Here is a 23162-nt window from a genome sequence, read left to right as displayed (position 1 = left end):
CGGGGGTGCGAGGCCGGGCGGCCCTGGGTGGGGGCGCCCGCCCAAGCGCCGGGAACCGTGGCGCCCTTTCCTGGAGGGCGCCACGGGTCTCGGCCTCTTTCGTCCTCCCACCCCGTTCCACCGTCCCCCCTTTCGCCTCTCCCGCACCTCTCGCACCGCCCGCCCCGGTCCGCGGGCACCCGCCCTGCGGGCCGCACGTTCCGCACTGCGCCGTTTTGCGCATACCGGCACACGGCCCGCCACCGCTCCCTACCCTGTTGTGAAGACCGTGTGGGGACGCCCGGAGGGGCCAGGGGGCGTCGCGATGGAGGGGGTTCTTCGTCATGCGCGTTGTCATCGCAGGCCAGGGCTACGTGGGGCTGCCGCTGGCGGTCCGGGCCGCCGAGGTGGGGCACCGGGTGATCGGCTACGACGTGGACGAGCGCCGGATCAAACGGCTGGCGATCGGCGAGTCGTACGTCGAGGACATCCCCGCCGAGCGGCTGCGGCCGCTGCTGGAGAACGGGACGTACCTGCCGTCGGCCGAGCCAGCCGACGTGGCGGGCTTCGACATCGCGGTGATCACCGTGCCGACCCCGCTGCGCGACGGCGCACCCGACCTCTCCTTCATCGAGGCCTCGGCCCGGCTGCTCGCCCAGCACCTGCGGCCGGGGGCGACCGTCGTCCTGGAGTCGACCACCTACCCGGGCACCACCGAGGAACTGCTCGCGCCGCTGCTGGAGGAGGGGTCGGGGCTGACCGCCGGCCGGGACTTCCACCTCGGCTACAGCCCCGAGCGGATCGACCCGGGCAATCCGACCTGGCGGTTGGAGAACACCCCCAAGGTGGTGTCGGGGATCGACCCGGCGGCGCTGGCCGCGGTCGAGGGCTTCTACGGGCAGCTGGTCGAGCGGACGGTACCGGTCTCCTCCTGCAAGGAGGCCGAGTTGACCAAGCTGCTGGAGAACACCTTCCGGCACGTCAACATCGCGCTGGTCAACGAGCTGGCCATGTTCGCGCACGACCTCGGCATCGACGTCTGGGAGGCGATCGACGCCGCCTCCACCAAGCCGTTCGGCTACCTGCGCTTCACCCCGGGCCCCGGCGTCGGCGGGCACTGCCTGCCGATCGACCCGTCCTACCTCTCCTGGCGGGTGGAGCGGGCCCTCGGCCAGTCCTTCCGCTTCGTCGAGCTGGCCAACGATGTGAACAGCCACATGCCCGACTACGTGGTGCGCCGGCTCGGCGAGGCGCTGAACGAGCGCCGGCGCTCGGTGAAGGGCTCCCGGGTGCTGCTGCTCGGGCTCGCGTACAAGAAGAACACCGGCGACGCCCGCGAGACGCCGGCCGCCCGGATCGCCGAGCTGCTGACCAGGATGGGCGCCGAGGTCCGGGCCGCCGACCCGCACGTGGTGGTCGGTGTGCACGTCCCGGAGCCGGTGATCCCCGGCCAGCGGGCCGCCGAGCAGGACCCGCACGGCGATCCGTTCGCCGCCGTCCGCCGGGTCGAGGCCACGCCGGAGGAGTTGGCCGCCGCGGACGCCGTGGTGCTGCTGGCCGACCACGACGACTTCGACTACGAGGCCGTGACCACGCACGCCCGGTACGTGCTGGACTGCCGCCGCCGGCTCTCGGGCGCGGCCGTCGAGGTGCTCTGACCGCGGGAACGGCGCGCTGCCGGGCGTCCGCACCCGCCCGGCACCGCGCCCGTCCCGCGCCCGCTACCAGCGGGAGAGGTTGATGTCGTACATCATCACCTGGTGGCCCTGGTTGCCGTTGAAGTCGTACTGCTCCCAGTTGAAGACGGTCCAGGAGCCCATCCCGCCCCCGAGGTAGGTGATCACCTTGTTGTTGCCCGCGTCGATCCGGTCGACGTTGTAGATGCGCACCGCCGTCCAGCCGTCGTTCGCGAAGCAGAGCCGGCCGCTGTAGCCGTAGTTGTACACCTTCGCGAAATCGGTGCGGTTTCCGCACTCGACCCGGTTCACCGCGTTCGCGGCGGTCGCCGGGAGCAGTGCGGCCGCGGCGGCGGCGATCCCGGCGAGCACACCGATCCGGCGTGCCACGGCTTTTCCTGAGCGGCGTTCGAGGCGCGGAGCTGCGGGATTTGTGCGGTGAATCATGAAACCCCTCCATCGGCAGCGGTTGCGACTCCAGAGATTTACATGGAGACCTACCCCCGAACAGTTGATTTCCGGCCAAGCCGCCATCGCCCGCGATACCCCGGGATCGGGCCGAAGTGGAATGCGCTAGGGTCCGGACAAGCTTGCCGCGCTTGAGGATCGGAGCAAAGGGTTGGCACTGCCGGCACATTTCGGACGATTCACCGCCATAGCCCTTGCGGGCTTTTTGGCCGTCCTTTCCACGGCTTGCACCGACGCGCCCGGCGAGGGCCCGGCGGATTCCCCGGCCAAGCCGCCGCCGATCGCCGACCCGAAACCGCCGGAATCGGGGCGCGGCGGAATGACCGGACTGCCGCTCTCCGCTTATCAGGCCAATGACCAGGATGCCGTGAAAGAGATTCGGGCGAGAAATGCGCTGATCGTCTCGTGCATGCGGCGGGCGGGGTACACCGGGTTCACCGGCGACGGCCTCCAGGCCGCCCGGGCGCCGGACGACGCGACCGCCCTGCCGGCCGGCGGCTGGGGGTACCTCGGGGCGGAGGCGGCCGCCACCCAGGGGTTCCACCCACCGAAGCGGCCTCGGCCCACGACCGGGCCGGCCGCCGGCTCCGGCGAGGCGTACGACGGCACCCGGGTGGACTGCGACCGGCAGGCGGCGGAGCGGATCGGCGCGCCGCCCGGGGCGGGGGCGGAGCTGATCGGCCGGCTCTTCGACGAGTCGATCGGGGCGACCGGCCGGGACGGCCGGGTGGTCGCGGCCACCAAGGAGTGGTCGGCCTGCATGACCGCCGCCGGCTTCCGGGCCGACGACCCCGCGGCCCTGGCCGAACGGTTCCGCGGCGCCCCGGAGACCACCCCCGCCGAGCTGGCGACGGCCCGCGCCGACGCGGACTGCACCGCCCGCGTCAACCTGGCCGGGATCTGGTTCGCCGTGCTGGCCGGCTACCAGCGGCAGCAGATCGAGCGCAACGCACAGGCCCTGACCGCCCACCAGGAGGCGGTCAGGGCCCAGGAGGCGAAGCTGGCACAACTGCTCGCGGGTGAGGGCTCCTAGGGTGTGTCCCGGACGTGCCCGGCGGGCGCGCCCGGCCCAGGGCCCCGGCGGGCCGTCAGCGCCGCTTGTAGCTCACCGTGTTCGGGGTGGCGTAGTCGCTCCCGTCGTCGACGATCACGATCTTCGGAATGATCCGGGTCTCCTCCTCGGTCCGCTTCCCGCCGTCCGCGGGCGCACCCGGGGCCGACGCGGCGCCCGGCGGCGAGGACGGGCGGGGCGGCATCGCGGAGACCGCGGAGCTCCCGGTGGGCACGGGGCTCCCGGATGCCGCGGCGGGCACGGAGCCCGCGGGCGCCACCGGGCCCGGCGTGACCGGCCCCGGCGTGACCGCGGCGGGGACGACCCGGCCGGGGGTGACCGCCGCGAGCACCGCGGTGGCCGCGTCGGCGGCGGGGGCGACGTCCTTGCGCAGGTCGGCCACCGGGATCTCGCCGGTGTCCGCCTCGGAGTCCACCGCCGGCGCACCCTCCGCAGGCTCCACCGCCCCGGGCTCCACGGCACCGGGTTCCACCGCCCCGGGCTCCACGGCCGCGGTCTCCACGGCCCCGGCCGCCTCGACCTGCTCGGCGGGCTCGATCGCGCCCACGGCCGCGCCGGTGAGCGAGGCCAGGGTGCCCTTGATGTGGTCCAGGTGCTGCTGCACCGTCTCCTGCCGGGCGGCGAACTCGCGCTGCTCGCGTTCGCTCGTCGCGTTGATCCGCTCGGCCTCGCGCCGGGCCTGCTCGATCAGCTCGTCCGCCCGGGCCTGCGCCTCGGCGTCCGACTGCTTGATCCGGCCGAGCACGGCCTCGCGGTGCTGCTCGGCCTCCTTCACCCGGCGCTCGGCGGTCGCCGAGACCGCGGAGTCCTCGCCGTCGGCCTTGGCCTCGGCGGCGGCGAAGGACTCGTCGGCCGCCCGGCGGAGCTCGGCCAGCTTGGCCTCGGCCCGCTCGGAGGCCTCGGCCGCCGCGACCCGCACCTTGGCGGCGTGCGCGGTGGCGGAGTCCCGGACGGAGCGGGACTCGCGGTCGGCGTCGGCCCGGACCGTCTCGGCCTCGGCCCTGGTCCGCTCGTCGGTGCGGCGGGCGGCCTGGTCGGCCTCGGACCGGGTGGTGGCGGCGTACTCCTTGGCGGACCGGGCGAGGTCCTGGCCGGCCTCGTAGACCTCGTCGCGGAGGTCCTCGGCGAACCGCTCGGCCGCCTCCCGGACGGCCCGGGCCTCGTTCTCGGCCATCCGGGCCAGACCTGCGGCCTGGTCGCTGAGCACGTGGTAGTCCGGATCCGGAGCATCGGCGGCGGCCTGCCGGATCTCGGCGAGGCGGCGCTCCATCTCCCGGATTCCGGCGCCCAGCACGCTCAGCCGCTCCCACGCCTCGTCGCGCTGGGCGGTGAGAGCCACCAGGGCTCGGTCGACCTGCTCGGGCGCGTATCCGCGCCGGGCAGCGGTGAAGCCGTACTGGGGGACGGCGTCGCTCATGGGCTCTCTTCCCCTCGGGTCGCGGGCTGCGGAGCCCATGATCGGACGGAACGGACGGATCCGGAACCGGATGCCGGAACCAGGTCCGGATTCGCACGTCACACGGATCGGAACATGTCGAGGAGTGGGTGAATACACCCATCCTCTTGACCTATTTTGCGCAGATCGGGGCGAAACCCCAACGAGGCAGAGCCGCCGCGGCATGCCGAAGGGGTCGTCCCGGCCACCGGAACGACCCCTTCCACCTGCATGGATCCACGACGGTCCGCTACAGCAGGCCGTCCCAGAACTGCTCCAGCAGAACGGCCCACCAGGTGTCCGCGGACTGCAGGGCCGCCGGGTCGATCGCGGCGAGCTGGGCCTGGAAGTCGGTCGTCCAGCGACCGGCCTGGTCAGGCGTCAGCCCGTACCGCAGCCGCCACATCCGGCCCAGCAGGGCCAGGGCGCGGACGAACTCCGGTACACCGCTGTTGACGAAGCGGGGCGGCTCGCCGGTTCCCTCCAGGTCCACCGCGACCACGTGCGCGGTGCCGTACTGGACGCAGAGCTGGCGGCCGTAGTCGTTGCCGAGCACCAGGTAGCCGCCGAAGTCCGGGCCGCCGGTCAGGCCGCGCTCGGCGGCCAGCTCGGCGAGCGTCGGGATCGGGCGGCCCTCCTGGGCCTGCGCCCAGAAGAACGGCCCGAACTCGCGCGGCAGGCCGGCCCACATCAGGGTCTGCGCCACCGGCTCCGGGACGCCCTGGCGGGCGACGGCACGCTGCTCGAAGCGGAACACGTTCTGGCCGAACGCCTGGCCGAGCTCCTGGGCCAGCTGCTGCGACGCGATCGGCGGCAGCGGCGGGACGGTGCCCGGCGCGGGCAGCGGCACCCGGAACGGCCGGACCCGCTGGGGGCCGGAGGCCAGCTGGTGCAGCTCGTCCAGGTGGTCGAGCAGCTGGGCCATGCCGGCCTGCCGGGAGTGGTGGTCGCGGCCGTAGTCGGCGGTGTGGGTGAGCCGGACGTTCGGCCAGGAGGCCGCGATCATGCGGTTGCAGTAGCCGCCCGGCAGGTCGCAGGACTCCAGCTCGGTGTAGAGCTCCAGCACCTGCTCCGGCGGGACGTTCAGCCGGCGCAGGTCCTGCAGGATCTTCCACTCCGGGTGCGGGGTGCCGGGCTCGCTGCGGTGCAGCAGCTTCTGCTCGGAGCCGTCCGGACCGCGGTAGCTGAGCGCCGCGAAGTAGCCCGGGCCGACGGCGGGCACGCCGGGCGGCACCGGGGCGCCCTGCGGCGGTCCGGCGACGGCGGCGGGCGGGACGGCCGGGGCCGCCGCCGGGGCGGGCGCGCCGGCCGAGGGCGCACCGGGGTAGCCGTAGCCGGCCGAGGGCGCACCCGGGCCGCCCGGACCGGGCGGCGGCGGGACGGCGGGCCCGCCTGACGGCGGGGTGCCGGGGTCGGCGGGCGCGCCCGGGGCGCCGCCGAGCAGCGCCGGGTCGATCGCGCTCGCCAGCTGGGTGCGCTCGTACGCCACGCCGGCGCCGGGCGCGCCGGACTCGGCGGCCGGCGGCGGGGCGTCGGCGCCGCGCAGGCCCGCCGGCGGCGGGGGCGGCGGCGTGCTGTCGGCGTTGCGGCCGCCGGCACCGGCCGCGGGACCGCCGGAGCCCGGGGCGTGCCGCAGCTCGCCCGGCGGGGGCGGCGGCGGGGCCGAGCCGGGGCTGCGGCCGAGCGAGACCGGGGAGCCGGCCGGGCCGGACGCGCCGCCGCGCAGGGCGGCGGGCGGGGGCGGCGGCGGGGTGGAGGCGGGGTTGCGGCCGCGAACGCCCTGCGCCGCGTCGGCGCCCGGGGCGCCGGCCGGGATCCCGCCGGGCGGCGTGCCGGGCGCGCCGGGCCCGGGGGCGCCGGGCAGGCCGGCCAGGCCCGGCAGACCGTCCGGCGGCGCCAGCATCGTCGGCGCGTGATCGACGGCCGCACCACCCGGCGGCGGGACGCCGGGCCCGGGGGCGCCGGGCAGGCCGGCCAGACCCGGCAGACCGTCCGGCGGCGCCAGCATCGTCGGGGCGTGTTCGACCGCCGGACCGCCCGGCGGCGGGGTCGCGGGCGTGCCGGGGGCGGGCACGCCGTACGGCGGCGTCCCGGGGACCGGCGTGCCGGGCACGGGCGTGCCGGGGCCGGGCGCACCCGGCAGGCCGGCCAGGCCGGGCAGGCCGTCCGGCGGCGCCAGCAGCGTCGGCGCGGGTGCGGCCGCGGCGGGCGGGGCCGGCGGCATGCCGGGGACCGGCGTGCCCGGCACGGGCGTGCCGGGGCCGGACCCACCGGGCAGTCCGGCCAGGCTCGGCAGCAGCTCGGTGGCCGCCTCGGAGCCGGGGCCCGGCGCGCCGGGCAGGCCGGCACCGTTGGTCCGCAGGCCGTCGGGCAGCAGTACGGTCGCCGCCTCCGCTCCGCCCGCCGCCGGCGGGGCGGCCAGGGGCTCCGGGGCCACGGACGGCGCCGCCGGCGGCGGGCCGGCCGGCTCGTCGTGGGCGGGCGGCGGGGCCAGCATGGTCGGCGCGTCACCGGCCGGCCGCTCGGAGACCGGCGGCGTGGTCAGCACCGCGGGCGCCGGGACGGCGGGCGGCGCCGGCGGGGCCTGGGCCGGGACGGCCGCCGGCGGGGCTTGAACCGGGACGGCCGGTTCTGCGGCGGCGGCAGCGGCCGGAGCCGGCGCCCCCAGGCGCTCGGCCTCGGCGGCGATCGCCGCCTCGCCGGCCTCCTGGAGCCACTGCGGCGGGCTGAGCAGGAAGGACGTCGCCTCGACCGGTCCGGGCGCGGGCCGCGCCGCCCCGGCCGGGTTGGCCGCGACCGGGCGGCCGTAGACCTCCTCGAACTGCCGGACCACCTCGTTGACCGGCAGTGCGGGCCAGAGCGTGCTGGCGCCGGAGTCCCGGGCGATCACCAGCCGGGCCTCGCCGGCCGAGCCGTCGTCACCGCCCGGGTCGCCGTCGGCGGGCCCGACCGCCCAGCAGACGAAGCCCAGGTCGAACTCCCGGACCCGCACCTCGCGCTGCTGCGAACGCGTCACCCCGCCGTTGATCCACTCGTCGGCGAGCTCCTGCGCCTGCGCGTACGTCACCACGCCCGGTTCACCCCTGTCCCCTTCGTCCCCGCTTGTTCCACCATCACCGCAAGCGCCGCCGGCGGCCCGGCCGGCGCCACCGCACCCGACGGAGCCACGTCAGCCCACCGGCACGGCGCGGGCGAACCCGCCGTCCACCATCAGCTCAGCCACCGTCTCCAGCTCCGGCGGGCTGCCGGCCAGCCGGAGCAGGAAGGCGTCGAAGTCCTCGCCGCAGGGCAGCAGCAGCCGGGCGACGCGGTCCTCGGGCGCCTCGGGCGCGCCGCTGTCGCGGGCGTCGTCGTACAGGCAGAACCAGACCGAGCCGGCCCGCTCGCCGCGCACCTTGAGCGCCAGGATGCCGCCCTGGACGTAGGCGATGCCGAGGTAGTCCTTGGTGAGGTGGTCGCGCAGGCACTTGTTGGCGTAGACGACGTCCTCGGTCCCGTACTCCTCGCTGAGGGTCAGGAACGGCTGGTCGAGCAGCATGCCGAGCTCGGGGTCGAGCGCGACGCCGACCGGGGCGCGGCCGCCGCCGAGCTTGAGGAAGGTCCGGTAGGCGCCGGGCAGCCGGTAGCCGAGGCGCTCCTCGGCCCGCTGCACGAGGTCCTCCGGGACGCCGATCGGGTCGCCGCCGTCCCTGGCGAGCGAGAAGTGCACGGGCCGGTGCTCCTGGAGCGGGCGGGTGCCGCGGCGGCCGTGGTCGGCGGAGGAGGTGGCCAGGCCGCCGTGGTGCCGCAGCAGGGCCTTGACCTCGACCGGGACGAGCTCCATCCGGCGCCAGCCGGGCGCGGCCCGGCCCACCGCGTGGTGCCAGGTCCAGCCGGGCGGGGTGGCGACGGCGGTCTCCAGGTCGGCCCAGAGCGGGTGGCCCTGGGTGAACTGCGCGGCGTTGGCCGAGACGTAGTCGGTCAGCCGCAGCTCGTCGACGCCGAAGCCCGCGGGCGGGTCGGCGACCTCGGCCACGGCCGCCGCGTAGGGGCCGAAGTCCGGGTAGCCGTACTCGTCCACCCGGACCCCGGCGGGGTGCCGCTCCGCGCGGACCGGGTCCGGGAACTGCACCACCTGACCTGCGTACGCCGCGTTCGGTGCGGCGGCGACGCCGGGCCGACCTGTCGTCATCTGGGAGCCCCCACTGGCTGCTGCAAATTCTCCGTGCCTGCTGGCTACCAGCGTAGGGGGTCGGCCCCGGACCCGGACCCCCGCCCGGGGGACCGGGACCACCGTGGGGGTCGGCGGGGGTCAGGACACGAGCGCCTTGGCCAGGGCCTCGGCGACGCGCTCCTGCTGGGCATCGGTGATCTGCGGGAAGAGCGGCAGGGTGAGCAGCTCCCGGGCGGCCCGCTCGGCGACCGGGAACGCGCCCTCGCCGTGGCCGAGGTGACGGAACGCCGGTTGCAGGTGGACCGGCACGGGGTAGTGGACGCCGGCGCCGATGCCGGCCTCCCGGAGCGCGGCCAGGACGGCGTCGCGGTCCCGACCGGGCCCGATCCGCACCGCGTACAGGTGCCAGACGTGCTCGTTGCCGGGCGCCGTCCGCGGCAGGGTGATGCCGTCGAACCCGGCCAGCAGCCGGTGGTAGCGCTCGGCGGCCGCCCGGCGGGCCGCGTTCCAGGCGGGCAGCCGGCGCAGCTTGGCCCGCAGCACCACGGCCTGGAGCGCGTCCAGCCGCGAGTTGAAGCCGAACCGCTCGTGCACGTACTTGCGGTCCGAGCCGTGGTCGCCGATCAGCCGGACCGCCGCGGCCAGCCCGTCGTCGTCGGTGGTGACGGCGCCCGCGTCGCCGTACGCGCCGAGGTTCTTGCCGGGGTAGAAGCTGGTGGCGGCGATCCGGCCGTGCAGCGCCCGGCCGTCCTGGCGGGCGCCCTGGGACTGCGCGGCGTCCTCCACCACGGGCCGGTCGCCGGCCAGCTCCAGCAGCGCCGCCATCGGGGCGAGCTGGCCGTTGAGGTGGACCGGGAGCAGCGCCGCGGCCTGCGGCAGGACGTCCGCCACCCGGGCCGGGTCGATCAGCAGGTGGTCGTCGTCGGCGTCGACCAGGACCGGGCGCAGTCCGGCCCGGACCACGGCCTCGGCGGTGGCGACGAAGGTGTTGGCGGGCAGCACCACCCCGCCGCCGGGCGGCAGGTCCAGGGCGCGCAGGGCCAGTTCGAGGGCGTCGGTCCCGTTGGCGGCGCCGACGCAGTGCCGGGTGCCGGAGAAGGCGGCGTACTCCTCCTCGAAGCCGGCCGCCTCCGGACCCCTGATGTAGCCGCCGGTGGCGAGCACCCGGTCGAAGCCGGCCCGGACCTCGGCCTCCACCTCGGCGTGCGCGGCCTTGAGGTCGACGAGCGGGACGGTCGTGTCGGTGGTCATCCCTGGTTCCCTTCAGCTCCGGCGGAGGGCGTCGAGCAGGGCGCCGGCCACGCGGTCCTGCTGCTCCTCGGTGAGGGCGTGGTAGAGCGGCAGGATCAGCGAGCGGTGGGTGAGCAGCTCGGTGGCGGGCAGCGGCACCCGGGCGGTGCCCTTGTACGGGGCCTCCAGGTGGGCGGCCATGATGCCGCGCCGGGCGGAGACGCCGGCTTCGGCCAGCGCGGCGAGCACCGCCCCGCGGTCGGGGGCGCCGTCCGGCAGCAGCAGCCAGCAGGACTGGTAGTTGGTGGTGCCGTGCTCCGGGTCGGCGACCAGGCGGGCGCCGGTGCCGGCGAGCAGCTCGCGGTAGCGGGCCGCGAGCTCCCGCCGCCGGGCGACCATGGCCGGCAGCTTGCCCAGCTGCACCAGGCCGACGGCGGCCTGGATGTCGGTCATCCGGTAGTTGAAGCCGATCTCGTCGTACGTCTCCAGCACGCCCGCCCCGCCGGCGGCGGCGTGCCGGTCCGCGGCCGAGACGCTCATCCCGTGCTCGCGCAGCCGCCGCAGCCGGGCGGCGAGCTCGCCGTCCCGGCAGGTGACCATGCCGCCCTCGCCGGTGGTGAGCACCTTGCGCGGGTGGAAGGAGTAGGCGGCGATCTCCGCCGTGGCGCCCGCCGGCCGGCCGCGGTACACCGAGCCGGCGCCGCACGCGGCGTCCTCGACCACGGTGGCGCCGCGCGGTTCGACCAGCGCCCGGACGCCGTCCAGGTCGACCGGCACACCGCCCTGGTCGACGGCGACGACGGCCTTCGTCCGCGCGGTGAGCAGGGGTTCGACGGTGGCGGCGGTGAGGTTGCCGGTGACCGGGTCGACGTCGGCGAAGACCGGGACGGCGCCGACGTAGGTGACGGCGTTGGCGGTGGCCACGAAGGAGAGGGAGGGCACCACCACCTCGTCGCCCGGCCCGACGCCGGCGCCGATCAGCGCCAGGTGCAGTGCGGTGGTGCAGGAGGAGACGGCGACGGCGTGCGGCACCCCGAGGTGCTCGGCGAAGGCCCGCTCGAACGCGGCCACCCGGGGGCCCTGGGCCACCCAGCCGGAGCGGACGGCCTCGGCGGCGGCCGCGGCCTCCTCCTCGCCGAGCCAGGGCAGCATGACGGGGACGGCGGGCGCCGCGGGGGCGGTGCTGGACACGGCTCTGCTCCGAACTGCCGGACGGGAAGGGGGGTTCACTGCTCGCGCCACCAGGCGACCAGCCGGCGCAGGCCCTCGTCGAGGCCCAGCTCGGGCTTCCAGCCGAGGTCGCGCTCGGCGGCGGAGATGTCCGCCACCCGGCGGACCACGCCGCCGGCGGTGCCCCGGGCCGGGCCGTGCTCGACGTCCAGGTCGGGGCGGTCCATCGCGGAGAGCAGCGCGTCGGCCAGGCCGCGCAACGAGACCTCGGTGGAGCTGGCGATGTTGTAGACCCGGTCGGTGACGGGCGCGGCGGCGGCCAGCAGGTTGGCCCGGGCGATGTCCTCGGTGTAGACGAAGTCCATGGTCTGCGCGCCGTCGCCGAAGATCAGCGGCGGCTCCCCGGCGGCGATCCGCTCCATCCAGCGGATGAACACCTCGGTGTACTTGCCGTGCACGTCCATCCGGGGCCCGTACACGTTGAAGTACCGCAGCGCGACGTAGTCCAGCCCCGACATGGCGTGGAAGCTGCGCAGCAGGCCCTCGTTGAAGGCCTTGGCGGCCCCGTAGAGGGTGTCGTTGTTGTAAGGGTGCTGGGTCTCGGGCGTCGGGAAGGCGTCGGCGAGGCCGTAGACGGAGGCGCTGGAGGAGGCGACCACCTTGCGGACGCCGGTCTCGGCGGCGGCCTCGACCACGTCGAAGGTGCCGTCGACCAGGACCTCCAGGGCCAGCCGGGGTTCGGTGGCGCACTGGGTGATCCGGATCGCGGCCAGGTGGAAGAGCAGGTCGGTGCCGGGGTCCAGCAGCTCGCGCAGGAGCCCGCGGTCGCGGATGTCGCCGTCGACCACCCGCAGCCGGCCGGGCCCGGCGGTCTCCTCGGCGTGGGCCAGGTTGGCCCGCCGCCCGCGGACGAAGTTGTCGAGGACGACCACTTCGCGGGCGCCCGCCCGGATCAGCTGGTCGACCACGGTGGAGCCGATGGTGCCGGCCCCGCCGGTGACCAGGCAGCGGGAGCCCTCGATCTGTACAGCGTTCACCGCGTCGCGGCCCTTTCCTGAGCTTCGGACAGTTCGTCGACCGGAGCGGCGCCCACCGGGACGGTGGCGCCGCCGAGTTCGAGGCTGAGCGAGGCGGCCTCCAGCAGCTGCAGCACCCGCAGCCCGGCCCGGCCGTCGGTGAGCGGGGCCCGGCCCTCGGTGATCGCGCCGGCGAACTCGGCCATCACGTTGCGCAGCGCCTCCTGCTCCACCAGGGCGGGCGCCACCATCTCGCCGACCCGGTAGGAGATCAGTGCCTGGTGGCGGATCGCGTCGGTGAGCTCGTCGGGCGGGGTGAGGTCCACCCCGCGGTCGTGCACCGCCAGCCGGGCCTGCGGGTTGAGGTCGTCCCAGACCAGCGTGCGCCGCGAGCCGCCGATCAGCGTGGTGCGGACCTTGGTCGGGGAGAGCCAGTTGACGTGGCAGTGCGCCAGCGCGCCGTTGCTCAGCCGGACCGTCAGGTACGCCACGCAGGCCCGCCCGGCGCCGATCGGGTCGGCGCCCTGGGCGGAGACCCCGACCGGCTCGACGCCCGGCGGCAGCACGAAGTCGAGGATCGACAGGTCGTGCGGGGCGAGGTCCCAGAGCACGTCGACGTCGGGCTGGACCAGCCCGAGGTTGATCCGGACCGAGTCGAAGAACTGGACGTCGCCGATCTCCCCGCCGTGCACCAGCTCGCGGATCCGGCGCACCACCGGCGTGTAGCAGAAGGTGTGGTCGCACATCAGCACCAGCCCGCGCTCCTCGGCGAGCGCCACCAGGTCGGCGGCCTGCTCGGCCGAGGTGGTGATCGGCTTCTCCACCAGGACGTGCTTGCCCGCCTCCAGGGCGGCGCGGACCAGCCGGTAGTGCGCCGCCGCGGGCGTGGCCACGGCCACCGCGCCGACCCGCTCGTCGGCCAGCACCTGCTCGAAGGAGGTGGTGGACCGCACGGTGCTGTACTCCCCCAGCACCCGGCGGGACCGGCCCTCGTCCAGGTCGCAGAGCCAGTGCAGGCGCAGCGCCGGCGTCAGTTGCGCGTTGCGGACCAGGTTCGGGCCCCAGTAACCGGCCCCGACCACGGCGATCCCGATCGGGTGCGCGGGCGTGGGCTGGGGCGGCGCTCCCGGCGTGGGCACGTGCTCGCCGGGCGCCTCGTTGGCGGTTTCCGTCTCCGTCATCGCAAGACCCCCCTTGCTCGTCGTCGACTCGGCCTCCGGTCACCCCGGACCGGCGCCGGGCGCCTCACCCCGGCGGCCTCAACAGCCCCCGCAGGAAATCCCGGCAGCCTCAACGGCCATGGCAGGCAGAGGAGTTGTCATGCCACGCCGGAAACCCCCCGACCGGTCGGCCGCCCCTCGCACCGCTGCTGGAACGCTACCGGCCACCGCCACCGACCGGGGGCCGATTCGGGAAACCCGGGGACGAGTCGTGACGATGGCGTGCGGATCCGGCCAACACCGCGTGCCCGCCCGGCCGATCGGTGACCGCCGCACCCCGGTTGTGCGAATGTCGGCGACATTTGACAGGCTTGCCCCGGACTGACGCCCGTCAGCCGCGCCACCGGCGGAGAGGCACAGGAGGAGGACGACGCATGACCACCGAAGAGCAGCCCGGCACTCCCCTGCTGCACCACTACCGCGACAGCCTGCTGCCCGCCGTCGCCGCCGCCCTGTCGCTGAAGGGCGGCGAGGTGCACACCCTCGCCGGCGACAAGTCCGCCCGCCGGCCGGTGCTGCACCCGCTGGTCGGGGGGTTCCTGGACGCGCTGCCGCTGGAGCACCGCGAGCGCTTCACCGGCCGCTGCCCGGAGGCCGTGCTGCTCTCCCAGTACCTGGCCGCGGTCGACGGCAGACGCTCGAAGCGCGCCTCCCGCAAGCCGATGAGCCTGAACGAGGCCCGCAAGGCGCTCAAGGGCTCGCGGTTGACCACCGTTCGGATCCGCGAGGAGCACGACCCGGCGCACGGCACCCACGCCCCGCCCTGCCGCTCCTGCATACCGATGCTGGAGCACTTCACCGTGCAGAGCGTTGCGGTCGGTCCGACCGGGCGCTGACCGCGCGCCCCGTACGCCCCCCTGTTCCCGAACCACCGGAGCCCGTCCTGAATCCGCCCAGCCCTCCCCCGCCGCCGCCTCCGACCACGCTCGGCGCCCCGGCCGTCCGCACCCGCCCGCGCTTCCCCGCCGACGTCGCCGCCGAGCTCAAGGCGGCCGGCTGGCACCCCGGCCGCTGGGAGATCCGGCAGGCCGAGGTGTGGGCCGACACCCTGGCCGGCCACGGCAGCCCGACCGGTGTGGCGCACTCGGTGTTCCCGGCGGCGGTGGAGGCCTGGGCCGAGTTCGGCGGGCTCGCCTTCGACCTGTCCGGCCCGGGGCGCCAGCTCGCCCGCACCCCGTTCCTGATCGACCCGCTCTGCGGGCTGCACCAGCCGCGCACCCTGGCCGACCTCGGCCGCGCCCTGGACACCCGGCTCGCCCCGCTCGGCGAGGAGGCGTACGGGCAGGCACTGCTCGCCATCGACGAGGAGGGCCGGGTCCACAGCCTGGACCACACCGGCGAGTGGTTCCTCGGCCACGGCATCGACCAGGCGATCACCGCGCTCGTGCTCGGCACCGCCCCCAAGCGGCTGCGCACCGCCGACGAGGCCTGACGGCCACCCCGACCCGCCGGAGCGGGCGAGGGCGCCGCACCCCGGGCTCAGACCAGCCGGTCGGCGCGGACCGCCAGCCGGGACGGCAGCACGGCCTCCACCCGGAACCCGCCGTCCCGCTCCGGCCCGGCCGAGAAGGTGCCGCCCAGCGCGACCACCCGCTCACGCATGCCGACCAGCCCGTTGCCCCCGCTGGGCAGCGCCGCCGCACTCCGCTCGCCGCCCGGGCAGGCGTTCACCACGCTCACCCGCACACCGTTGGGCGCGTAGGCCAGCAGGACGGAGACCTCCGCGCCGCCGGCGTGCTTGTGCGCGTTGGTCAGGCCCTCCTGCACCACCCGGTAGGCGGTCTGCTCGGCCTCGGTGGTGAACTCCTGGCGGCTGCCGCTGACGGTGAGAGTGACCGCCATCCCGGCCGCCCGGGACTGGTCCACCAGCCGGGGCAGGCCGGCCAACGAGTCCGGCTCCGGCGCCGTCTCGTCCGACATCCGCAGCACGCCGAGGATCTCGCGCAGCTCGTTCAGCGCCTGCCGGCCGACCTCGCCCATCAGCTTGGCGCTCTGCGCCGCCTTCTCCGGGTCCTTGACCACGATCCGCTCCAGCGCCCCGGCGTGCACCACCATCAGCGACACCCGGTGCGCCACCACGTCGTGCATCTCCCGGGCGATCCGGGTCCGCTCCTCCAGCCGGGCCCGGCGGGCACGCTCGCGGGCCTGCTCGGCCAGCAGGTCCAGCTCGGTCTCCAGGCCGTGCGCGCGGTCCTTGAGCGACTCGATCAACCGCCGCCGCGCACCCACGTAGAGGCCGGTCACCACCGGCGGCACGGTCAGGCCGACGGCCACCAGCACCGCCAGCAGGATCTGGCCCCAGAGCGGCGGCTGCTCCACCGACGCCTCGCCCGGCGCCAGCATCGTCACCATCATCACGCCGACCGCCTCGGCGAAGGCCAGCGCCGAGAGCGCCACCACCCGGCGCCGCCGGGACGGCCACTCCCAGGTCTCCGCCAGCGTGTAGAGCGAGACCACCAGCAGCACCACCCCGAGCATCCCGGGCATCGCCACCAGCGCGACCAGCACCGGAACGGCGGGCCAGCGCCGGCGCAGCACCAGGCTGGCGCCCGCGAGCGCGCCGAACAGCGCGACCCCGGCGATCGCGAGCGGGGGGAGGTGGACCCGGGGCGCCAGGAAGGCCACCCCGCTCGCCGCACACTCCAGCGCCGCCAGCGCGGCCAGGCCGATGTCCAGGAGAGCGCTGCGCCGACGCTCCCACCACCAGAACGACCGACCCCGCACGCGCTCCCCAGGCGACTTGCTCATAGCCCCACAGCCTAAGCGCGAACCCTCCCCCTCCCCCACCCGGTTCCCCCCGTACACCTCGGCGGACGGGCAAGTGGTCCAGACCACACAAAGCTTGACAGTGATCTTGTCCGGCATCCGGCCACCTCGCGGACACCACCCCTCCCGACACCTATGCTGGGTCGCGTCGGACAGCGCGGTCCGCACGCGTCACAGGCGCCACACGCGCACTGAACTGTGGCGATGAGCCGTTGCCGAACCCCACCACCACAGGGAGCCAGCCGTGACCGCTCCGGTCCCCACCCCGGCGGACAGCCCCACGCCCGTCGCCGACAACGCCGCCCTGCGTGCGGACATCCGCCGCCTCGGCGACCTGCTCGGCGAGACGCTGGTCCGTCAGGAGGGCCCCCAGCTGCTGGGCCTGGTCGAACAGGTCCGACTCCTCAGCCGCACCGACGGCGAGGCCACCGCCGAGCTGCTCTCCGACATCGACCTGGAGACCGCCGCCAAGCTGGTCCGCGCCTTCTCCACCTACTTCCACCTCGCCAACGTCACCGAGCAGGTGCACCGCGGCCGCGAGTTCGCCACCCGCCGGGCCCGCGAGGGCTCGCTCCTCGCCCAGACCGCCGACCAGCTCGCCGAGGCCGACCCCAAGCACCTCGAAGACACCCTGGCCCACCTCTCGGTGCGCCCGGTCTTCACCGCCCACCCCACCGAGGCCGCCCGCCGCAGCGTCCTCAACAAGCTCCGCCGCGTCGGCGAGCTCCTCGACCGGATCCACCGCGAGCAGATCGCCTCCGGCCTCGCCGCCGCCGGCACCCCCGGTGCCGGCGACCGGGCCGCCGCCCGGCGCACCTCCCTCCAGCGCCAGGCCGACCGCCGCCTCGCCGAGGTGATCGACCTGCTCTGGCAGACCGACGAGCTGCGGATCGCCCGCCCCGAGCCCACCGACGAGGCCCGCAACGCCGTCTACTACCTCGACGAGCTCTACCGCGAAGCCGTCCCCGAGGTCCTGGAGGAGCTGCACGAGGAGCTCGCCCGGGTCGGCCTCGCCCTGCCCGACGGCGTCCGCCCGCTCACCTTCGGCACCTGGATCGGCGGCGACCGCGACGGCAACCCCAACGTCACCCCGCAGGTCACCTGGGACGTCCTCAACCTCCAGCACGAGTACGGCATCAAGGACGCCCTCGCCGCCGTCGACGACCTGCGCAACTCGCTCTCCACCTCCGAGCGGCTGGCCGGCGCCTCCGTCGAACTGCTCGCCTCGCTCAACAACGACCTGCACGTGCTCCCCGAACTCAGCCCGCGCTACAAGCGGATGAACGCCGAGGAGCCCTACCGCCTCAAGGCCACCTGCGTCCGGCTCAAGCTGGAGAACACCCGCGAGCGCCTCGCCCACGGCACCCCGCACGTCGAGGGCCGCGACTACCGCGGCACCCGCGAGCTGATCGCCGACCTGCGGCTGATCCAGGACTCGCTGCGCGCCCACCGCGGCGAGCTGATCGCCGACGGCCGCCTCGCCCGCGCCATCCGCACCGTCGAGGCGTTCGGCCTGCAGCTCGCCACCATGGACGTCCGCGAGCACGCCGAGGCCCACCACCACGCCCTCGGCCAGCTCTTCGACCGCCTCGGCGAGGAGGCCTGGCGCTACGCCGACATGCCGCGCGAGTACCGGCAGCGGCTGCTCGCCAAGGAGCTGCGCTCGCGCCGGCCGCTCGCCCCCACCCCGGCCCCGCTCGACGCCGCCGGCACCAAGACCCTCGGCGTCTTCAGCACCATCCGCGAGGGCCTGGAGCGGTTCGGCGACGAGATCGTCGAGAGCTACATCATCTCCATGTGCCAGGGCGCCGACGACGTCTTCGCCGCCACCGTGCTGGCCCGCGAGGCCGGCCTGGTCGACCTGCACGCCGGCATCGCCAAGATCGGCATCGTGCCGCTGCTGGAGACCACCGAGGAGCTCCAGAAGGCCGACCGCATCCTCGACGAGATGCTCTCCGACCCCTCCTACCGGCTGCTCGTCTCGCTGCGCGGCGACGTCCAGGAGGTCATGCTCGGCTACTCGGACTCCTCCAAGTTCGGCGGCATCACCACCTCCCAGTGGGAGATCCACCGCGCCCAGCGCCGACTGCGCGACGTCGCCCACCGGTACGGCATCCGGCTGCGCCTCTTCCACGGCCGCGGCGGCACCGTCGGCCGCGGCGGCGGCCCCTCGCACGAGGCCATCCTGGCCCAGCCCTGGGGCACCCTGGAGGGCGAGATCAAGGTCACCGAGCAGGGCGAGGTCATCTCCGACAAGTACCTGCTGCCCTCGCTGGCCCGGGAGAACCTGGAGCTGACCATCTCGGCCACCCTGGCCGCCTCCGCGCTGCACACCGCCCCGCGCCAGGCCCCCGAGGAGCTGGCCCGCTGGGACGCCGCGATGGACCGGGTCTCCGCCGCCGCCCACGACTCGTACCGCGCCCTGGTCGAGCAGGACGACCTGCCGAAGTACTTCTTCGCCGCCACCCCGGTCGACCAGCTCGCCTCGCTGCACCTGGGCTCCCGCCCGTCCCGCCGCCCGGACTCCGGCGCCGGACTGGACGGTCTGCGGGCCATCCCGTGGGTCTTCGGCTGGACCCAGTCGCGCCAGATCGTGCCCGGCTGGTACGGCGTCGGCTCCGGCCTCGCCGCCGCCCGCGAGGCCGGCCTCGGCGACGTGCTGGACGAGATGTACGGCCAGTGGCACTTCTTCCGCAACTTCCTGTCCAACGTCGCCATGACGCTGGCCAAGACCGACCTGCGGATCGCCCGCCACTACGTCGAGCAGCTGGTGCCCGCCGAACTGCACCACGTCTTCGACCAGATCACCGCCGAGCACGAGCTCACCCTGCGCGAGGTGCTCCGGCTCACCGGCGAGAGCGAACTGCTGGAGCACAACCCGGTGCTCAAGCAGACCTTCACCGTCCGCGACGCCTACCTCGACCCGATCTCCTACCTCCAGGTGGCGCTGCTGCGCCGCCAGCGCGAGGAGGTCGCGGCCGGCCGGCACGAGGACCCGCTGCGCGCCCGGGCACTGCTGCTGACCGTCAACGGCATCGCGGCCGGCCTGCGCAACACCGGCTGACCGGCGCCCGGACACCGCAGGGGCCCCGCGGCACGCGCGTGCCGCGGGGCCCCTCCCGTTCGTCCCGGTCAGCCGAGCTGGCGCACCTCGGCGACCAGCGGCCCGTACCGGGCCACCACCTCGTCCCGGGCCTTCGCCGCGTCGGTGACGTACACCATCACCCCCGCGCCGTCCCCGGCCAGCGTGCCGAACAGCTGCTGCCCGCGCGCCCGCCAGTACTCCGCGTCCGCGGTGATCCGCAGCAGCACCTCCTGCGCCTGCCGGCGCGAGCCGGCCGCGTCCCGGAAGGCCACCGTCACCAGCGCGTTCCGGACGGAGTCCCGCACCGCCTGGTCGAAGCCGCCGCCCGGCACGCGGAGCACGTGCACCGTGTCGGTGCCGAGGTCCACGCAGACGCCGAAGTACTGGTCCGGGTAGCGCTGCGCGCCCAGCGTCCTGATGTCCTGGGCCGCCCGGCCCGCCGGGGTGTCCAGCAGGCCGCCGCCGCCCGCGGAGGCGGACGGGGAGGGCCGGCCGGAGGACGGCGCACCGCCGGTCGCGCTCCCGGTGGCCGGGCCGCCCGTCGGGCGGCCGGTCGGGCCGGACGAGGCCGACGAGTGCGTCGGGACCGGCAGCCCCGTCCAGGTCGACGGCGCCCCGGTGGACGGTCCGCCAGTGGAGGACGGCGCCCCGGTCGACGGCCCGCCAGTGGAGGACGGCGCCCCGGACGACGGCCCGCCAGTGGAGGACGGCGCCCCGGTGGACGGCCCGCCGGTGAAAGGTCCGCCGGACGACGACGACGCGGACGGCCACCCGGTGAAGGGCCCGCCGGACGGCGACGAACCGCCCGGACCCGACGACGCACCGCCCGACGACGGCCCGCCCGACGCACTGCCCGACGCACCGCCCCAGCCCGGCGTCCGCAGCGCGGTCGGCCCCGCCGTACAGGACAGCACCGGCCCTTCCTCCGCCCCGAACGGATCCGTCGAACCCGGGCCGGAGGACGCCGCACCGGCCGGAGCCAGACCCGTCCCCCCGCCACCGCCACCACCACCGCCGAGCTGGGTCAGCCCGCCGACGCCCACCGCCAGGACCGCCGCCCCGGCGGCGACCCGCAGCGCCACCGTCCGCCGGGCACGCCGCTCACCGGCCCGCCGCAGCTCGGCCAGCGGCACGGCGGCGCCGTTCACCGCCTCCGCCTGCTCGCCGAGCCGGACGACCAGCTCCTCCTCGAACCCGTCCGTCCCCTCAACCGCCATGGCCCACCATCTCCCTCGCCGGTGCCAGCTCCTGCCGGAGCGTCTTCAACGCACGTGCCAGATGGGTCTTCGCCGTCGCCTGCGAACAGCCGAGCTCCTCGGCGACCCGCGCCACCGGGAGGTCGACGTAGTACCGCAGCACCACGGCCGCCCGCTGCCGCGGCGGCAGCACCCGCAGCGCCACCGCCAGTTGCTCGTCCCGCTCGGTGTCCGGGCCGGCCGCCGGGCCGTCCGGGAGCACCGCGGTCAGCACCTCCCGCCGGGTCCGCCGCCACCGCGAGACATGGGTACGCACCATCGCCCGGCGTACGTAGCCCTCGGTCGCCGCGGGGTCCCGGATCACCGACCGTTTCGGGTAGACCCGCGCCAGGGCGTCGTGCAGCAGGTCCCGGGCGTCGTGGACGTCCCCCGTGATCAGGAAGGCACCGCGCAGCAGTGCCGGGTACCGGGCCGCGACGAACTCGTCGAACGGGTCGCCGTCGGCGCCCTCCGACCGCATCGATTCGCGCTTCATGCCCCCAGGACGCACGGGCCGCCGGAAACGGATGACACCGTGCGGAGAATGCCGGAGGGGCCGGTGCCCGGAACCCCGGACCCGGCCCCTCCGGACCTCGTCACTCCCCCAGATCGCCCGCGCGGCGGCGCTTCACCCACAGGGCCGCACCGCCCGCCGCCACGACCAGGCCGCCGCCGACGGCCAGCAGACCGGCGTCGCCGCCGACCGAACCGCCGAGCACCGGACCGAACTGCGCCGCCGCCGGCTCCGGGGACACCACACCCGGATCGGGCTCCGCGACGTTCTCCGCATGGGCCACACCGCCGCCGGAGAACAGCACCCCGGCCGCACCCAGCGCACCGGCGGTGCCCAACGCACCGGCCGTGCCGACCCGCCGGCCGAGCTGCTTCAGCCGAACCACCCGGATCCGCCGAAGGCGCCGGACCGGACGAAAACTGCGCATCGAGAACTCCCCAGGACCCGTTCGCGTACCCGGCCGACGCTATCGGATCGGCACAGGTTTCTCACACTCATTCAGGTTTGACCGACCAAGCGTTGTACGACTGTTGTGCGACACGCCGCCTCGACGCCGCCCCCGCGCCGCCCTACCGCTCGGCGCCCGCCGCCCCGCCCTCCAGGCGCCCGTCCCGGATCCCGACGGTACGCCGGGCCCGGGCCGCGACCTCGCGGTCGTGCGTGATGACCAACAGGCTCAACCCGCCGGCGTTCAGCTCCTCGAACAGCTCCAGCACCCGCCCGGCCGTCACCGAGTCCAGGTTGCCGGTCGGCTCGTCGCAGAGCAGCAGCGACGGCCTGTTCACCAGCGCCCGGGCGATCGCCACCCGCTGCCGCTCGCCCCCGGACATCCGCGCGGGCAGCGCGCCGATCCGGTGCCCCAGCCCGACCCGCTCCAGGACCTGCCGGGCGGCCTTGCGCCGCCCGGACCGCGCGGTCCGGTGGTAGAGCCGACCGAGCATCACGTTCTCCTCGGCGGTGCGGTACGGCAGCAGGTGGAAGGACTGGAAGACGAAGCCGATCCGGCTGCCGCGCAGCGCGCTGCGGTCGGCCTCGGAGAGCGCCCCGGTGTCGACGCCGTCGAGCTCGTAGGTCCCGGCACTGGGCCGGTCGAGCAGCCCGAGCAGGTTGAGGAAGGTGGACTTGCCGGACCCCGACGGGCCGACCACCGCCACGTACTCACCGGACGCGACGTCCAGGTCCGCCGGGTGCAGCGCGGTGACCGGCGGCGGGCCGGGAAACGTCCGCGCGACCCCGCGCAGCCGGATCACCGGCGCCCGGTCGCTCCCCCCGCCGCTCGGACGGGTCCGGGCCTCCGGCACGGCTGCTCCCCTCGGGACCGACGGGGCCGCACTCCCCCGGTGCGCACCCCGTCCCCGATTGAAGCAGCCCCGCCGCCCCGGCGCGGCGGACTTCCCGCATCCGCCGCCGCGGGCGCCGGCTCCGGGAACTGACGCCGGGTCGGCTCCGACCGTGCCGGCACGGTCAGGAGTTGTACGTCCCCTGCGCCCGCTCCAGCCCCTCCGACAGCAGCGCCTCCACCGCATCGGCCGACCGGTCCACGAACCAGTCCAGCTCCTTGCGCTCGGTACCGGAGAAGTCCTTCAGGACGAAGTCCGCGACCTCCATCCGGCCCGGCGGCCGGCCGATCCCGCAGCGCACCCGGTGGTAGTCCGGGCCGAGCGACTTGGTGATGGACTTCAGGCCGTTGTGGCCGTTGTCCCCGCCGCCCAGCTTCAGCCGCAGCGCCGCGTAGTCGATGTCCAGCTCGTCGTGGACCGCCACCACCGCCGAGGCCGGCACCTTGTAGAAGTCCCGCAGCGCCGTCACCGGGCCGCCGGAGAGGTTCATGAACGACATCGGCTTCGCGAGCACCACCCGCTGCCCCGACAGCCGCCCCTCGGCCACCTGGGCCCGGCTCTTGTGCGCCTTGAACTTCGCGCCCATCCGCTGAGCCAGCAGGTCCACCACCATGAACCCGATGTTGTGCCGGTTCCGGGCGTACTGCTCACCCGGGTTGCCCAGGCCCACCACCAGCCAGGGGCCCTCGTACGCGTTCTCGCTCATCCCGCCGCTCCTCGTGGTCACGTTCACCGCCATCTTCCCGGACACGCCGCTGCCCCGGGCGCTCCAGCGGGAGCGACCGGGGCAGCGGTCAGGCTGT

19 protein-coding genes are annotated in these 23162 nt (G+C 75.5%); 5 read left to right on the top strand and 14 right to left on the bottom strand.

The annotated features are described in order from the left end of the window. Positions 1–323 precede the first annotated feature (323 nt). Positions 324–1637, top strand: a complete 1314-nt coding sequence (locus tag RMN57_RS23365) for a nucleotide sugar dehydrogenase (protein WP_313765287.1) — start codon at positions 324–326, stop codon at positions 1635–1637. 63 nt (positions 1638–1700) lie between these two features. Here the strand turns inward: RMN57_RS23365 and RMN57_RS23360 are convergent, their stop codons facing one another. Beyond that, on the bottom strand, positions 1701–2045 hold the full coding sequence (locus tag RMN57_RS23360) for a beta/gamma crystallin domain-containing protein (protein WP_313765286.1): 345 nt from the start codon (positions 2043–2045) through the stop codon (positions 1701–1703). 487 nt (positions 2046–2532) lie between these two features. Here RMN57_RS23360 and RMN57_RS23355 point away from each other — a divergent pair, with 487 nt between their 5' ends. Further along, positions 2533–3156, top strand: coding sequence for a hypothetical protein (locus tag RMN57_RS23355; RefSeq protein WP_313765285.1), 624 nt, complete (start codon positions 2533–2535; stop codon positions 3154–3156). A gap of 55 nt (positions 3157–3211) precedes the next feature. On the opposite strand, the gene RMN57_RS23350 is transcribed toward RMN57_RS23355, so the two are convergent. The 7 genes from RMN57_RS23350 to RMN57_RS23320 all read right to left on the bottom strand — a co-directional run bounded on the left by RMN57_RS23350 (position 3212) and on the right by RMN57_RS23320 (position 13380). Then, positions 3212–4612 (bottom strand): hypothetical protein, encoded by a 1401-nt coding sequence (locus RMN57_RS23350; protein WP_313765284.1) that lies wholly within the window; start codon positions 4610–4612, stop codon positions 3212–3214. Between the two features lie 268 nt (positions 4613–4880). Beyond that, positions 4881–7700: an SUKH-4 family immunity protein gene (locus RMN57_RS23345; RefSeq protein WP_313765283.1), complete on the bottom strand. Its 2820-nt coding sequence runs from the start codon at positions 7698–7700 to the stop codon at positions 4881–4883. 99 nt (positions 7701–7799) lie between these two features. Further along, on the bottom strand, positions 7800–8801 hold the full coding sequence (locus RMN57_RS23340; protein WP_313765282.1) for an SMI1/KNR4 family protein: 1002 nt from the start codon (positions 8799–8801) through the stop codon (positions 7800–7802). A 120-nt stretch (positions 8802–8921) separates the two neighbouring features. Beyond that, entirely contained in the window at positions 8922–10034 is a 1113-nt protein-coding gene (locus tag RMN57_RS23335; protein ID WP_313765281.1) for a DegT/DnrJ/EryC1/StrS family aminotransferase, read from the bottom strand. Between the two features lie 12 nt (positions 10035–10046). Next, a complete protein-coding gene (locus RMN57_RS23330; RefSeq protein WP_313765280.1) occupies positions 10047–11204 on the bottom strand; it encodes a DegT/DnrJ/EryC1/StrS family aminotransferase in 1158 nt (385 codons plus the stop codon). 35 nt (positions 11205–11239) lie between these two features. Further along, entirely contained in the window at positions 11240–12220 is a 981-nt protein-coding gene (locus RMN57_RS23325; RefSeq protein WP_313765279.1) for an NAD-dependent epimerase/dehydratase family protein, read from the bottom strand. After that, positions 12217–13380 carry a Gfo/Idh/MocA family oxidoreductase gene (locus tag RMN57_RS23320; protein ID WP_313765278.1) on the bottom strand — a complete coding sequence of 388 codons (1164 nt, stop codon included), beginning with the start codon at positions 13378–13380 and terminating at the stop codon, positions 12217–12219. The genes RMN57_RS23325 and RMN57_RS23320 overlap by 4 nt, the downstream gene beginning before the upstream one ends. A gap of 413 nt (positions 13381–13793) precedes the next feature. Between RMN57_RS23320 and RMN57_RS23315 the strand changes: the two genes are divergently transcribed. Then, positions 13794–14255, top strand: coding sequence for a YwqJ-related putative deaminase (locus RMN57_RS23315; RefSeq protein ID WP_313765277.1), 462 nt, complete (start codon positions 13794–13796; stop codon positions 14253–14255). Between the two features lie 47 nt (positions 14256–14302). Further along, a complete protein-coding gene (locus tag RMN57_RS23310; protein WP_313767930.1) occupies positions 14303–14851 on the top strand; it encodes an SUKH-3 domain-containing protein in 549 nt (182 codons plus the stop codon). Between the two features lie 47 nt (positions 14852–14898). On the opposite strand, the gene RMN57_RS23305 is transcribed toward RMN57_RS23310, so the two are convergent. After that, complete coding sequence (locus RMN57_RS23305) at positions 14899–16167, bottom strand: histidine kinase (RefSeq protein ID WP_313765276.1); 1269 nt, start codon at positions 16165–16167, stop codon at positions 14899–14901. A gap of 262 nt (positions 16168–16429) precedes the next feature. On the opposite strand from RMN57_RS23305, the gene ppc reads away from it, so the two are divergent. Further along, the gene (ppc, locus tag RMN57_RS23300) at positions 16430–19249 is read left to right on the top strand and encodes a phosphoenolpyruvate carboxylase (RefSeq protein WP_313765275.1); all 2820 of its coding nucleotides are present in this window, start codon (positions 16430–16432) and stop codon (positions 19247–19249) included. Between the two features lie 68 nt (positions 19250–19317). Here the strand turns inward: ppc and RMN57_RS23295 are convergent, their stop codons facing one another. The 5 genes from RMN57_RS23295 to pth all read right to left on the bottom strand — a co-directional run bounded on the left by RMN57_RS23295 (position 19318) and on the right by pth (position 23065). Further along, the gene (locus RMN57_RS23295; protein WP_313765274.1) at positions 19318–20487 is read right to left on the bottom strand and encodes a hypothetical protein; all 1170 of its coding nucleotides are present in this window, start codon (positions 20485–20487) and stop codon (positions 19318–19320) included. After that, positions 20477–21001: a SigE family RNA polymerase sigma factor gene (locus tag RMN57_RS23290; protein ID WP_313765273.1), complete on the bottom strand. Its 525-nt coding sequence runs from the start codon at positions 20999–21001 to the stop codon at positions 20477–20479. Before RMN57_RS23290 ends, RMN57_RS23295 begins: the two co-directional genes overlap by 11 nt. Positions 21002–21101: 100 nt before the next feature. Further along, positions 21102–21446 (bottom strand): hypothetical protein, encoded by a 345-nt coding sequence (locus RMN57_RS23285; RefSeq protein ID WP_313765272.1) that lies wholly within the window; start codon positions 21444–21446, stop codon positions 21102–21104. 142 nt (positions 21447–21588) lie between these two features. Beyond that, positions 21589–22320 carry an ABC transporter ATP-binding protein gene (locus RMN57_RS23280; protein ID WP_313765271.1) on the bottom strand — a complete coding sequence of 244 codons (732 nt, stop codon included), beginning with the start codon at positions 22318–22320 and terminating at the stop codon, positions 21589–21591. A gap of 163 nt (positions 22321–22483) precedes the next feature. Beyond that, a complete protein-coding gene (gene pth, locus RMN57_RS23275; protein WP_313765270.1) occupies positions 22484–23065 on the bottom strand; it encodes an aminoacyl-tRNA hydrolase in 582 nt (193 codons plus the stop codon). Between the last annotated feature and the right edge of the window lie 97 nt (positions 23066–23162).

Source organism: Kitasatospora sp. CM 4170 (assembly GCF_032110285.1).
In the GTDB taxonomy this organism is placed as follows: domain Bacteria; phylum Actinomycetota; class Actinomycetes; order Streptomycetales; family Streptomycetaceae; genus Kitasatospora; species Kitasatospora aburaviensis.
Note: the sequence above shows the minus strand (reverse complement) of the source record. Positions and strands in the feature narration are given on the sequence as shown.